Origin of the sequence: Pseudomonas sp. MYb2 (assembly GCF_002979955.1) — a bacterium.
Classification (GTDB): domain Bacteria; phylum Pseudomonadota; class Gammaproteobacteria; order Pseudomonadales; family Pseudomonadaceae; genus Aquipseudomonas.
In genome coordinates this window covers 12,722-26,333 of sequence record NZ_PCQC01000014.1, presented here as the reverse complement: position 1 = coordinate 26,333, position 13,612 = coordinate 12,722, and the positions used below count along the sequence as shown (strand labels likewise).

Sequence of the window (13,612 nt, the reverse complement as noted above, 5' to 3'; positions counted from 1 at the left end):
TTGGCGTCTGAACTGACTACATGGATTTACGCCAGACACTCGCCAACCAAGGCTGCTGCTCGCGCGGTAGCCCCGCCGGCCGATAGTAATGCTCAAGCTCGACAAAACCCGCTGCCGTCAACAACCCGCGCCACGCCTCAAGATCGTGATACGAGCCATAACGCGGCCCGTTCCAGCCTTCACGGTTATCCCCACGCGGATTGGAGCTGAACAACACGCCACCGGGTTTCAACGCACCATGCAGTTGCTTGAGCACCCTTGGCAATTCCTGCAACGGCACATGAAAAAGCACCGCGTTGGCGAAGATCCCGTCGAAGCGTTCAGCCGGCAGATCGAGCTTCAGAAAGTCCTGTTGGAGCACCTCGCAACCACTGTCCTCACGGGCCATTCGCGCAAACTCTGGCGAACCGTCGAGGCCGACTGCGATGTGGCCCATGCGCGTAAACGTTTGCAAATCGCGGCCCGGGCCGCAGCCGAAATCCAGAATCGTGAACGGCGCCACACCTTGAATATGCCGCAGCAACGCATCGATGTTCTGGCTGACATCGTGATTGCGGGTGCCTTCACGAAAGTCTTCGGCCACCGAGTTGTAGTGGCCGAGGGTGGTGGCGGTGATCTGTTCGAGATCGGTGGGGGTCTGCTTCATGGTCGGGATACGCGGGCAATTGGGATTTGCCGAATATACGCCATCGGGTTCGGGGCTGCTGCGCAGCCCATCGCGAGCAGGCTCGCTCCCACAGGGGAACGCATTCCAAATGTGGGAGCGAGCCTGCTCGCGAAAGCGGTTTCAGAGGCGCGGCATGATTCCGGATGAGCTCAGCGCTTGTTCAACCCCCGCGCCAACCGATCCCCACCCAACTGAATCACCGCCACCAACGCCACCAGCAACACAATCACCGTCAGCATGATCTGGCTGTCAAAACGCTGATAGCCGTAGCGATAGGCGATATCTCCCAACCCGCCAGCGCCAATCGCCCCGGCCATCGCCGACGAGTTGATCATCGTCACCAGCGTGATGGTGAACCCGCCGACAATCCCCGGCAGCGCCTCCGGCAACAGCACATGCCAGACAATGTGCCAACGCCGGCAGCCCATCGCCTGCGCCGCCTCGATCAAGCCATGATCAACCTCGCGCAGGCTCACTTCGGCAATCCGCGCAAAGAACGGTGTCGCGGCAATTGTCAGCGGCACAACAGCGGCCCAGACACCGTAGGTCGTTCCGACAATCAACCGGGTAAACGGAATCAGCGCGACCATCAGAATCAAAAACGGGATCGAGCGAAACAGGTTCACGAACGCGCCCAAGGCGCGGTTGAGTACCGGCGCTTCATAGATCCCGCCCTTGTCGCTGGTGACCAGAATCACCGCCATGGGAATCCCCACCAGCAGCGCTATCAGCGACGACACGCCGACCATCAAAAACGTGTCGATGAAACCCTGCAGCAAGCGATCAAACCACATAACCCAATACCTCCACGCGTTGCGCCCACGGTGCGGCGCGTTCGCGCAATTGCTCGGCTCCGAACGCTGAATCACTGACGGCCAGCAACAGTTGCCCCAACGCATGCCCCTGAATCCGTTCGACGCCGCCCTGTAGCAACTTTACCCGGCCACCGAGTGCAGCAAATAATGCCGCCAGATCCGGCTCATCACTGGCGCTGCCGGTGAATTGCAAGCGCAGCACCACAGCAGCGTCGGAGGAGGGCGGCTGCTTCTGCAAACGGCTTTGCAACTCCTCCGGCAGCGCGTGTTGCAGTGGCGCGAGCAAGGTCTGGCTAACCTCGTGCTGCGGATTGCCGAACACTTCCCACACCGGGCCTTGTTCGACCACCCGCCCGTGCTCAAGCACGACGACGCGGTCGCAGATTTCGCGGATCACTGCCATCTCATGAGTAATCAGAACGATGGTCAGACCCAGGCGTTTATTGATCTCGCGCAGCAGGCCGAGGATCGATTGGGTGGTCTCCGGGTCGAGCGCCGAAGTGGCCTCGTCGCAGAGCAAAATATCCGGGTCATGCACCAACGCCCGGGCAATACCGACACGCTGTTTCTGCCCTCCGGAGAGCTGCGCCGGATAAGCCTTGTGCTTTTCCTGCAGGCCAACCAGTTCGAGTAGTTCGCGAACCTTTTTTTCTCGTTGCTCTTTCGGCACGCCAGCGACTTTCAGCGGCAGTTCGACGTTCTGCCAAACAGTCTTGGCCGACATCAGATTGAAGTGCTGGAAGATCATGCCGATGCGTCGGCGCAGGGCGACAAGACGGTCTTCATCGAACTCGCCGATGTCGACCTGATCGATCAGCACGCGCCCCGAGGTCGGCTGTTCCAGACGATTGATCGTACGGATCAGCGATGACTTGCCAGCGCCGCTGCGGCCGATGATGCCGAACACTTCGCCGCGCTGGATCGCCAGATCGATGCCTTGCAACGCGGCGACCGGGCCTTGCCGACCGTTGTAGGTTTTGCCCAGACCGATGAAGCGTACGTGGGCACGATTCAGCTCGGGGTGCAGCTCGGTTTTTTCAGCATTGTGTGGCTCTGGAATATCCAGTCGCCGTTGGATCGCGGCCGTCATGCTCAGCTTTCCCAGCCGGCTTGATACAGCTTGCCGTGGGCCTTATCCAGTGCCGCGCGAACGACCGGCGAATGCTGGTAGATGTCGACGAATTTGACCAGGCGCGGATCGGTTTTGCTCTTCGGCTGGATGACGAACTGGATCACGTATTCCTTGTGATCGAGACCGTCGAACAGCAGCGCCGAACCGGCATCGAAAGTCTTCGCCAGACGAATGTAGGCCGGGTAGCCCTGGACCAGATCAGCGTCGTCGTAGGCACGTACCAGTTGCACGGCTTCGACTTGCAGAATCTTGATTTTTTTCGGATTGGCGACGATGTCATCTTCGGTGGCTTTGTAGCCGACGCCCGGTTTCAGCGTGATCAAACCGGCCTTGGCCAGCAGCTGCAAACCACGGCCACTGTTGATCGGGTCGTTGGCGATGGCGACGCTGGCGCCTTCTGGCAGCTCATCGAAGCTTTTGTATTTTTTCGAATAGAGGCCGACGTTATTGATGATCCCCGGGGCGAATGGCACCAGATCAAAACCCGACGCAGCCTTGGCGTTTTCGAGGAACGGGATGTGCTGGAAGTAGTTCACGTCGATGTCGCCGGCGGCGAGACTGACGTTCGGTGCGATCCAGTCGGTGAACTCCACCAGCTCGACTTTCAAGCCTTGTTTGGAAGCTTCTTCGACAGCGGCTTCCAGCGGAATGGCGAAGGCGGCGGTGGTGCCGATTTTCAACGGGGCGTCGGCGGCGAAGACGGCCGAGCTGAACAGGCCGAGGGCCAGGGCCAGTGCTTTGACTGGGTGGGACAGGTGTTTTTTGGTCATGATGGTTTTTCCAGTCAGTGCGTAAATTTTTGGTGTTTGTTATGGCCTCATCGCGAGCAGGCTCACTCCTGCATTTGGAATGCGTTCCCCTGTAGGAGTGAGCCTGCTCGCGATGCTTTTAGCGGCGAAACGAAGAGCCTGTGTGTTGCTCAGGCAGTTGCGCCGCACCGTGAAACAGCTTCTCGCGCAAGCTGCCCGCGTCATAAGCGGTCTTGTACGACCCACGCCGCTGCAGCTCCGGAACCACCAGCTCGATAAAATCGACATAGCTTTCCGGGGTAACAATCCGGGTCAGGTTGAAACCGTCGAGGCCGGTCTCGGCGATCCACGATTCCAGCTCATCCGCCACTTGCTCCGGCGAACCGACCACGGTGATATAACGGCCACCGAGGGCGTGCTGGTCGAGCAATTTGCGCCGGGTCCAATCGTTGTTCTGCAGGTTCTTGGTCGCCGACTGAATGGCGTTGCTCTTCACGTACTGGATCGGTTCGTCGATTTCGTATTGGGAAAAGTCGATGCCGGTCGACGCGGAAAAATGCGCCACGCCGGCCTCGGCGCTGGCATAGCTCAGGTACTCGGCGTGTTTGGCCCATGCAGCTTCTTCAGTCGCGCCGACGATGACGTTGAGGCCCATGAACACCTTGATGTCCTCGGGGTTACGCCCCGCTTCAACGGCGCTGGCGCGGACCTTGTCGACCTGAACTTTGGTCGATGGTTTGTTCTGACCGCTGATGAATACGCATTCGGCATGGCGCCCGGCGAACAGCAAACCGCGATCAGAGCTGCCGGCCTGAAACAGCACTGGCGTGCGTTGTGGTGACGGTTCGCAGAGGTGATAACCCTCGACCTGATAGAACTCGCCCTTGTGCTCGACCTTGTGCACTTTTTCCGGGTTGGCGTAGATCCGTTGTTCGCGGTCGTTGAGTACGGCACCGTTTTCCCAACTGCCTTCCCAGAGCTTGTAGAGCACTTCCAGGTACTCATCGGCCTGGTCGTAGCGACGGTCATGTTCGACTTGCTCGCTGAGGCCCATGGCTTTTGCGGCGCTGTCCAGATAACCGGTGACGATGTTCCAGCCCACGCGTCCGCGACTCAGATGATCGAGCGTGGACATGCGGCGGGCGAACAGATACGGCGGCTCGTAGGTGAGGTTGGCGGTCAGGCCGAAGCCTAGATTTTTGGTCACCGCAGCCATGGCTGAAACCAGCAGCAGCGGGTCGTTGACCGGCAACTGGATCGACTCTTTCAGCGGCACATCGACTGAGTTCTGATAGACGTCGTACACGCCGACGATGTCGGCGATGAACAGGCCGTCGAAGAGTCCGCGCTCCAGCAATTGCGCCAGTTCAGTCCAGTATTCAATAGTGTTGTAGCGCGTCGAGGTGTCGCGCGGATGCGTCCACAAGCCATGGTTGATGTGGCCGATGCAGTTCATGTTGAACGCGTTGAGCAGGATCTTCTTTTTTGCAGCGCTCATCAGATCGTCCCTCGCAGCGGAGGGTTTTCATCGTTGAGGTAATAATTGCCCACGGCGTGATATTTCCAGCGCACTGGATCGTGCAAGGTGTGCACGCGGGCGTTGCGCCAGTGGCGGTCGAGCCCGTGTTCGATCAGCGTGGCCTGGCTGCCGGCCAATTCGAACAGCGTGCTGCCAGCGGCGAGGGAAATTTCGGTGCTGATCGCCCGGGCTTCAGCAACGGCAATCGAAGCCGCAGCGACGGTTTGTGCGTTGGTCTCGGCTTGCGCGGCGTCGAGGAATTCGCCAGCGCGCTCAAGCAAGGCTTCGGTGGCGTGCAGGCGAATGCTCAAGTGGCCGAAGCTCTTCAGCGTCAGTGGATCTTCGGTGGCTTTGTCGTTGCCGGAATCGATCCACGGCCGGGTCTTGCTGCGCACAAAGTGCAACGCGTCTTCGTAAGCGGCGCGGGCGATGCCGGTGTCGATGGCGGCGTGAAGGATCTGCGCCAACGGGCCAACGGTGGTTGGCCGTTCGAAAGCACTTTGAAACGGCAGCACGTCTTCAGCCTCTACGTAGACGTCTTCGAACACCACCGAACCGCTGCCGGTGGTGCGCTGACCGAAGCCGCTCCAGTCGTCGATTACGGTCAGGCCTTTGCTGTCGCGGGGGACGAAGGCCAGTTGCTGCACGCCGTTTTCATCGACAACCGAGGTCGGAATGCGCTGGGCGTAAATCGCGCCGGTCGCATAGAACTTGCGACCGTTGATGCGATAACCGTCGCCGTCGCGCTTGAGGCTGGTAATGCGGTCGTGGGCGGTTTTCGTGCCCAGTTCCGCCAAGGCATTGCCGAAGCGTTGGCCGGCGAGAACCTCGGCGTACAGCCGTTGTTTTTGTGCGTGGCTGCCATTCACCCGTAGCACTTCCAGTGCGTAAAAATGGTTCTGCGGGATTTGTCCGAGCGAGCCGTCAGCCTGAGCGATCAGCGCGATGACTTTGGCCAGGGTCACGTTGGACACGCCAGCGCCGCCGTATTCCTTCGGCACGCTGATGCCCCACAGGCCTGAGCGGGAAAATACATCGAGTTCCGGCAGTGGCAAGCGACGTTCACGGTCGCGCAGGGCGCTGTCGCGTTTGAAATCTTCGGCCAGATCGCTGGCGACGATCAGGGCTTGCTCATCGCTGGTGATGACCGCGACGTGATGGGAAAAAGTCATAGGTTTCTCCATTGCACTTGAGAAAGTGTGCGGTCGTCTCAGATCCAGGAATGGCGAGCAGGCAAAGTGCCGTTGAGGCGATAGGCGCCGACCGCGTGATATTTCCAGCGCACCGGGTCGTGCAGCGTGTGCACCCGGGCGTTGCGCCAGTGGCGGTCGAGGTTGAATTCGGCGAGGGTCGCGCGGCTGCCGGCCAGTTCGAAAAGCTTCTCGCTGGCGAGCAATGAGATTTCCGTGGTCAGCACTTTTGCCTCGGCCACGGCAATCGATGCACGGGCGGCAGATTCGGCGGTCAGCGGTGCGGCGTGCACCTGATCAAGAACTTTGCCGGCCTTGCGCAGCAGCGCTTCGGCGGCGTGCAGTTCGATTTTCAGTTTGCCGATGTCGGCGATCACATAGAGGTCATCACTGGCGCGATCAACTTTGGCGTCGATCCATGGCCGCGCGCGGGTTTTGACGAACTCGATGGCGTCATCGATGGCGCCACGGGCGATGCCGGCATCAATGGCCGCTTGAATCAGCTGCGACACCGCGCCTTGGGTGTTGGGGGTTTCGTTGATCTTCCAGTTGTCGACGACCAGGTTCGATTCGACGCGAACGTTGTTCAGCAAAATCGTGCCGCTGGCGGTGGTGCGCTGACCGAAACCCGACCAGTCATCAACAATGCGCAACCCCGGCGTGCCGCGACGGACGAAGGCCAGCACTTGCTTGCCGTCATCGTTGAGCGCCTTCACCGCGACCCAGTGCGCAAACAGCGCGCCGGTGGAATAGAACTTCTGGCCGTTGATCACGTAATCGTCGCCGTCGGCGGTGATCCGTGCTTTCAGTTCCAGGGTGTTTTTAGTGCCGCGCTCCGGACCGGCATTGCCGATGCGCCAGCCTTCCAGAACACTCTGGAACAGCTGCTGTTTCTGCGCCTCGGTGGCACTGCCGAGCACCAGATTGATGATGCCGAACTGGTTCTGCGGGATCTGTCCCAACGCCGGGTCGGCGGCGGAAATGATCGCGAACACCTCGGCCAATGTGACGAATGAAACCTGCGGGCCACCGTATTCGCGCGGGATGGCAATGCTGCCCAGACCGCTACGGGTGAACTGTTCGATTTCCGACCATGGCAGCTTGCGCTGACGGTCGCGTTTGGCCGCCTGTACGCGGGCGACTTGCGCCAGCTCATGGGCGGCCTTGATGGCTTGGGCGTCGTTGCGCAAGACTTGCGCGGGCAACAACAGTGGGGCGATGTCCAGATCCGACTGGACGTTTGCGTCTGCCAGACTGGACATCAGTGCCGCTCCTTGGCTGCACGCAATGCCCTGGCGATCTGCACTGGGGTGATTGTGTTCCGGACCATACTACCTACCTCACATCTCATGAAAAACGCCGCAAAAGTGCGGCGAACGAAAGAATGTCCGGTGGTCCGGTTCATATACCCTAAGCGTGTATAAATATTAAATAAACTAACTTTTAGGAATATGCATAGAAGGGGGGATGGTCGGGTTGGTTAACAATGGGTATCGGTTTAAATGATCCTTTGTGGCGAGTGGGCTTTCACCCCGTTCCGCTGCGCAGCGGGCGCGAATCCTGCCACTCGGTAGAGTTGTAGATGCCGGGGTAGCTTCGCTGTCCAACGGGGCAAGCCCCCTCGCCACGGGGGATTGGCGTTTACTCAGTCGCGTGGCTCGGCGGCTTTGAGGCTGGGCCTCAGCGGCACCTTCAGGTAAGGGTTTACACAGCCGATCTTCAACGTACGCGGTGGCGCCCAGCGCGAGTTGTTGCCAACGCGGTCGATGACGCAGTACGTCACGTCGAGGCGCAGATCTTCCCCGGCTTCGACGATGACCGCCGGCGGCACCCAGACCTGAATCGGCAAGCCGACATCCGCAGCCGTGACCGGTATCAGGTCCATGCGCACATCGCCCCAGCGCAAGGTGATTTCATCGTCCTCGGCCATGTTTATGTAAGGCTCGATGGTCAGCGGTACGCCGCGTTTGATCTGGTTCGGATTAACCCCCTGACGGCGGATGGTGTCGGGGATCGTGACGGCTTGCAGTTGCTGGTTTTCATCACTGCACAGTGCCGATGGCTGGCCACCGGGACAATCGAGTTTGACTTGTACCCGGGTGGCTGCCGACAGCGCCTGACCCTGGCCAACCTGCATGACCCGATAGTGGATGCGGGCAGTGCCGCTGGCAATGAAGCTTTCCGGCACTCGCAGGCTGACTGCGGCGCCGATATCCTCGACGGTCAGAACCTTTGATGCGACATAGCATTTGTTCCAGAACAGTTCGATCAGGTCCCCACAATCCATATCGGGATAGGGCGCCACGTCGACCGAAAGATGGGCAGCAGCGGCCAGATTGATGCCGGCTTTTTGCGCGGGCGCCAGGATTGGCGCTGCCAGTTCGGGGGTGTGCGAAGTGTGAGTCATCGATTTCTCTCCTTGAGCTTGCAACGAAGTCCGTTTCTGAAGAACAAAGGCGTGAATCAACAGGCAACACAGCCGAGAACTTTCATCAAGGTTGAATATGCGTTGATTGAACTAAGTAGCGCCGGTTGGCGACTAGATAAGAGTGTGCGGCAATGAGTGTCAATAGACGTACTTAGTTAATCCGTGAATTACGTATTAATCAGAAGTGTCCTACATTGACGAGGCCGAATGCCTAGGTCTATTAGCGAATAGAGCTACGAATCTCAGTGGTTTTCAGCCGTTTCGATAAGCCGCTATCAGCACCCAGTCTTTGGGTGACGACAGTTTTACAGCACGGTTTATCTGTTGCAGGAGATATATATGTTCTGGATGGAACATGTTTGATTAGTATTTGCTCAAGCGGGTCGTTCAGGCGGGATAACGTAACTTCCATCCGTGGAAGTTGACGTTTGGTGCATCAAGATTCTCAAGCGTGATTCAGGAACTTGCTGAGAAACTGTTTAGTGCGTTCTTCTTTCGGGTTGGCAAACAACGCTTTGGCTTCACCCTGTTCAACGATCACACCCTTGTCGAAAAACACCACACGGTTGGCCACATCGCGGGCAAACCCCATTTCGTGGGTGACGATGACCATGGTGCGTTTTTCTTCGGCGAGACCACGAATGGTCGCCAGCACTTCACCCACCAGTTCCGGGTCGAGGGCCGAGGTCGGCTCGTCGAACAGGATCACTTCCGGCTCCATCGCCAGCGCCCGGGCAATCGCCACGCGCTGTTGCTGGCCGCCGGACAGACGACGCGGATAGGCGTCCTCCTTGCCCGCCAGACCGACTTTGGCCATGAGCTTCTTGCCCAGGGCAACGGCGGCGTCGCGCGGCATCTTCTTGACCACGATCGGGCCTTCGATGACGTTTTCCAGCGCAGTGCGGTGGGGGAACAGGTTGAAGTTCTGAAACACAAAGCCCACGTGCTGGCGCAGGTTGCGCACCAACGCTTGCTGCTGGTTCAGCGGGCGGCTGGTATCAATCTCGATATCGCCGACCTTGATACGGCCGCTGGTGGGTTGTTCAAGAAAGTTAAGGCAGCGCAGGAACGTCGTTTTCCCCGAACCGCTGGGGCCGATGATCGCGACGACCTCGCCTTCCTTGACCTCGAGGTCGATGCCGTTGAGCACGACCTGACCCTTGAATTGCTTGGTCAGTTTTTCCACGACAATCATCGTCAGGACTCCTGGTCGTGCCGATTGACCCGCTCTTCCAACTTGTTCTGGAAGTGCGAAAGCACTGTGGCCAGAATCCAGTAGATCAGCGCGGCGGCAAGATACATGGTGAAGACTTCGAAAGTCCGGGCGGTAATCAACTGTGCCTGACGGAACAGCTCCGGTACCTGAATGGTGGCGGCCAGTGCCGTGTCCTTGACCAGTGAAATGAAGCTGTTACCCAGCGGCGGCAAGGCCGTGCGCATTGCTTGCGGCAGAATGGCCCGGCGCAGGGTTTGCGCGCGGGTCATGCCGATGCTCGCAGCGGCTTCCCACTGGCCACGTTCGATCGAACCGATCGCGGCACGGAGGATTTCACAGGCGTACGCGGCCATGTTCAGCGAAAAGCCGATCAGTGCCGCCGGCAGCGGATCCAGTTCGAGACCCAATTGCGGTAAGCCGTAATAGATCACGAACAGTTGCACCAGCAATGGCGTGCCGCGAAAGAACGACACGTAGATGCGCGCCAGCCAGCTCACCGATTTGAAACGCGACAGGCGCATCAGTGCCAGGCCGAAGCCCAGCAGCAAACCGAAGAACATTCCGCCGAGGCTGAGGATTACCGTGTAATACGCGCCCTTGAGCAGGAAGGGCGCGGAGTCCAGTGCGAGTTGGAAAGCTTCTTCCATTATTGAGTGACGTCAGCGTTGAAGTACTTCTCGGACAGCTTCTTCAGGGTGCCGTCGGCACGCAGTTCGTCGAGGGCCTTGTTCACGGCGGCCAGCAGTTCAGGCTCGCCTTTGCGCAGGGCAACACCGGCTTCCTGACGGGAGAAAGCTTCACCGGCAGCGACGGTTTTCGGCGCTTTCTTGGCGTATTCCAGTGCGGCCAGACGGTCGATCAGAATGGCGTCGGTGCGGCCGTTGTTGAGGTCGGCAAACTTGGTCGGATCATCATCGTAGGTGCGCACGTCGGCGCCCGGCACGTTGGCGCGGACCCACTGCTCATAGTTGGTGCCCAGGCCCACACCGACTTTCTTGCCGGACAGGTCATTGGCGGTCTTGATGTTCAGCGCCGCTTCTTTGCTCTTCAGCACCAGCGCCTGAATACCGGAAACGGTGTACGGCTCGGAAAAGTCATACTTCTTTTTGCGCTCGTCGGAGATGGTCACTTGATTGACTACGACATCCAGACGCTTGGATTCCAGCGCCGCGAGAATACCGTCCCACTTGGTTGGCTGAACCTTGGCTTTGACGCCGAGTTTTTGTGCCAGCGCTTCGGAGAGTTCTACTTCGAAACCGGACAGTTTGCCGTCGGCATCGACGAAGCTGAACGGAGGATAAGTGCCTTCCAGGCCGACGTTGATAACGCCCTTGTCCTTGATCTGTTGCAGCTGCTCACCGGCTACTGCCTGGCCGATCAGACCGGCGCTCAGCGCCAGGCCCAGCGAACCCACCAGCAGATTGCGACGTAGTGCGGAAAAATTCATGACGAGCCCCTGTGTTTTCTTATGGAAGACGCTAAAGGAAAGTTGGCGAATGGGTGATTCGTGCGCCTGCGTTATCGTGCCCTAAAGCAGCTTATGCGTCTTGCGCGAAATTCGCCTGCGGCGAGACTATAAGATGTCTGTTTTAGACTTGAAAATACTTAATATTGAAAATGATATTCTTTATTGGAATATGAGGATCGTTCCCACGCTCTGCGTGGGAATGACTCTAGGGACGCTCCGCGTTCCAGCGCTCAAGGGGACGCGGAGCGTCCACGGCTGCATTCCCACGCAGAGCGTGGGAACGATCTCGCTACAGGAAATCCCTATAAGCAAATAACGCCGGAGCGCCACCGGTGTGCAGGAAGATGATCGGCCCTTCATCAAAACGCTGACGCCCGATGCCATCGAGCAACCCCGCCATCGCCTTGCCGGTGTAAACCGGGTCCAGCAGTACCGCTTCCTGACTGGCCAGCAATTTCATTGCAGCCAACGTTCCGGCATTCGGTTCGCCATAACGCGGGCCGAAATATTCGTCCCACAACTCGACCTTGAAGCTGGCCGGCAGCTCGACGCCAAGCAGATCCGCCGTACGTTCGGCCAGCCCCTGCACCTTAGGCTTCTGATCTTCTTCACTGCGCGAAACCGTCACGCCGATCACCGGCAATCGCGGCAACACTTCGCTCAGCGCCAAGGCCAGACCGCTGTGCGTCCCGGCGCTGCCGGAGGCCAATACCACTGCAGCGAAATCGAGTCCGGTGTCCTTGATCTGCTCGGCCAGTTCCAGGCCGGCACGCACGTAGCCCAGAGCACCGAGCGCATTCGAGCCGCCGATCGGCACCAGATACGGCTTCTTGCCGTTACTGCGCAGCCGCACGGCGAGGGCGGCCAATTGTTCGTCAGCGTTGTCGAGGTTGTCGACCAGCTCGACCTTGGTGTCGAACAGATCCAGCAGCAGACGGTTGCCGTTGCCGGTGTAGTCGCTGTCGTTGGTGCCCAGGGGATTTTCCAGCAGGGCCACGCAGCCAAGACCGAGTTTGGCGGCGAGTGCGGCGGTCTGGCGAACGTGGTTCGATTGCAGCGCGCCGGCAGTGATCAGCGTGTCGGCGCCTTGCGCGAGGGCATCGGCGCCGAGGTATTCGAGTTTGCGCAACTTGTTGCCGCCCATGGCCAGAGGCGTCAGGTCATCGCGTTTGATGTACACCTCGCGGCCGAGCCAGGTGGACAGGCGTTCGAGTTTTTCCAGCGGCGTGGAGTGACCGAGCAGGTCGAGACGGTTAAAGCGTTCCAGCTGTTGTTTGATCATGAGTCCGTACTGGCGGAGAAAGATGAAAGGACTATAGGCACGTGCTTTTGCAGGGGCAACCGTCAAGCGCTTATAGCCAAATCGACTGAGCCCAGCACTATCGGTTCTTAATTCGCCTTCGCGACCTTGCCGTAAAGTAGGCGCCGTTGACGCGGCCAGACAGTCCGGCCGCCCGTGAGGAGTCTTTACCGTGAGCGAGCGTTCCAGCCATTGGCAATTGCAGACCATCGTCAGTCAACTGCGCAGCGCGCGGGATCAGTGGCGGGCACAGAACGGCCGGGCCTCCGGCGAGCAGGGCGGGCGCGAGTTGCCCTCGCGGGCGGCGATGGCGGAGATTCTCGAGGCGCTCTGTGGTGCGTTGTTCCCGATGCGCCTGGGCCCGGTGGATCTGCGTGAAGAGAGTGAAGACTTTTACGTCGGCCACACGCTTGATGTCGCACTGAATGCCTTATTGGCACAGACTCGACTGGAGTTGCGTTACGTCGCCCGCCATAGCGCGCAGGCCGATACTGAAGTCGAGGCCCGTGCAATTCAGATCGTGCAGGATTTTGCCTTGGCCTTGCCGAGCCTGCGCACGCTGCTCGACACCGATGTGCTGGCGGCCTATCACGGTGATCCGGCGGCGCGCAGTGTCGATGAAGTGCTGCTGTGCTACCCGGGGATTCTGGCGGTGATTCACCATCGTCTGGCGCACCATTTGTATCGCGCCGGTTTGCCGTTGCTGGCGCGGATCAGTGCGGAAATCGCCCATTCGGCGACGGGCATCGATATTCACCCGGGGGCGCAGATCGGCCGTAGCTTCTTTATCGATCACGGTACCGGTGTGGTGATTGGTGAAACCGCGATCATTGGCGAGCGGGTGCGGATTTATCAGGCGGTGACGTTGGGCGCCAAACGCTTCCCGGCGGACGAAGACGGCCAGTTGCAGAAGGGCCATCCGCGTCATCCGATCGTGGAAGATGATGTGGTGATTTACGCCGGGGCGACGATTCTCGGACGCATCACCATCGGTAAGGGTTCGACCATTGGCGGCAACGTGTGGCTGACGCGCAGCGTGCCGGCGGGGTGCAATCTGACCCAGGCCAACTTGCAGCACGATGACGGCACGCAAAAGTAAGATCCCATGTAGGAGCTGCCGAAGGCTGC

Annotated in this window: 13 protein-coding genes; 1 reads left to right on the top strand and 12 read right to left on the bottom strand. The window is 59.3% G+C overall.

The features are described 5' to 3' along the window. Window positions 1–16 precede the first annotated feature (16 nt). From CQ009_RS21105 to CQ009_RS21050, 12 genes are all read right to left on the bottom strand, one after another. Window positions 17–646, bottom strand: coding sequence for a bifunctional 2-polyprenyl-6-hydroxyphenol methylase/3-demethylubiquinol 3-O-methyltransferase UbiG (locus CQ009_RS21105; protein ID WP_064389006.1), 630 nt, complete (start codon window positions 644–646; stop codon window positions 17–19). A gap of 170 nt (window positions 647–816) precedes the next feature. After that, complete coding sequence (locus tag CQ009_RS21100; protein ID WP_034151854.1) at window positions 817–1,461, bottom strand: methionine ABC transporter permease; 645 nt, start codon at window positions 1,459–1,461, stop codon at window positions 817–819. Then, complete coding sequence (locus CQ009_RS21095; protein WP_105708566.1) at window positions 1,451–2,572, bottom strand: methionine ABC transporter ATP-binding protein; 1,122 nt, start codon at window positions 2,570–2,572, stop codon at window positions 1,451–1,453. Before CQ009_RS21095 ends, CQ009_RS21100 begins: the two co-directional genes overlap by 11 nt. A gap of 2 nt (window positions 2,573–2,574) precedes the next feature. Beyond that, on the bottom strand, window positions 2,575–3,384 hold the full coding sequence (locus tag CQ009_RS21090; RefSeq protein ID WP_105708564.1) for a MetQ/NlpA family ABC transporter substrate-binding protein: 810 nt from the start codon (window positions 3,382–3,384) through the stop codon (window positions 2,575–2,577). Window positions 3,385–3,502: 118 nt separating this feature from the next. Continuing rightward, window positions 3,503–4,861 (bottom strand): LLM class flavin-dependent oxidoreductase, encoded by a 1,359-nt coding sequence (locus CQ009_RS21085; protein ID WP_105708562.1) that lies wholly within the window; start codon window positions 4,859–4,861, stop codon window positions 3,503–3,505. After that, entirely contained in the window at window positions 4,861–6,054 is a 1,194-nt protein-coding gene (locus CQ009_RS21080) for an SfnB family sulfur acquisition oxidoreductase (protein ID WP_105708560.1), read from the bottom strand. Before CQ009_RS21080 ends, CQ009_RS21085 begins: the two co-directional genes overlap by 1 nt. 38 nt (window positions 6,055–6,092) lie before the next feature. Continuing rightward, a complete protein-coding gene (locus CQ009_RS21075) occupies window positions 6,093–7,334 on the bottom strand; it encodes an SfnB family sulfur acquisition oxidoreductase (protein ID WP_064389002.1) in 1,242 nt (413 codons plus the stop codon). Window positions 7,335–7,717: 383 nt separating this feature from the next. Continuing rightward, window positions 7,718–8,479 (bottom strand): hypothetical protein, encoded by a 762-nt coding sequence (locus tag CQ009_RS21070; RefSeq protein WP_105708558.1) that lies wholly within the window; start codon window positions 8,477–8,479, stop codon window positions 7,718–7,720. A gap of 466 nt (window positions 8,480–8,945) precedes the next feature. Beyond that, window positions 8,946–9,695: an L-cystine ABC transporter ATP-binding protein TcyN gene (tcyN, locus tag CQ009_RS21065; protein WP_064389000.1), complete on the bottom strand. Its 750-nt coding sequence runs from the start codon at window positions 9,693–9,695 to the stop codon at window positions 8,946–8,948. Window positions 9,696–9,697: 2 nt separating this feature from the next. Beyond that, window positions 9,698–10,363, bottom strand: coding sequence for a cystine ABC transporter permease (tcyL, locus tag CQ009_RS21060; RefSeq protein ID WP_064388999.1), 666 nt, complete (start codon window positions 10,361–10,363; stop codon window positions 9,698–9,700). Then, window positions 10,363–11,163: a cystine ABC transporter substrate-binding protein gene (gene tcyJ / locus CQ009_RS21055; protein WP_064388998.1), complete on the bottom strand. Its 801-nt coding sequence runs from the start codon at window positions 11,161–11,163 to the stop codon at window positions 10,363–10,365. The genes tcyL and tcyJ overlap by 1 nt, the downstream gene beginning before the upstream one ends. Window positions 11,164–11,473: 310 nt before the next feature. After that, the gene (locus CQ009_RS21050; protein WP_105708556.1) at window positions 11,474–12,466 is read right to left on the bottom strand and encodes a D-cysteine desulfhydrase; all 993 of its coding nucleotides are present in this window, start codon (window positions 12,464–12,466) and stop codon (window positions 11,474–11,476) included. Between the two features lie 190 nt (window positions 12,467–12,656). On the opposite strand from CQ009_RS21050, the gene epsC reads away from it, so the two are divergent. Continuing rightward, entirely contained in the window at window positions 12,657–13,583 is a 927-nt protein-coding gene (epsC, locus tag CQ009_RS21045; RefSeq protein WP_064388996.1) for a serine O-acetyltransferase EpsC, read from the top strand. Window positions 13,584–13,612 lie beyond the last annotated feature (29 nt).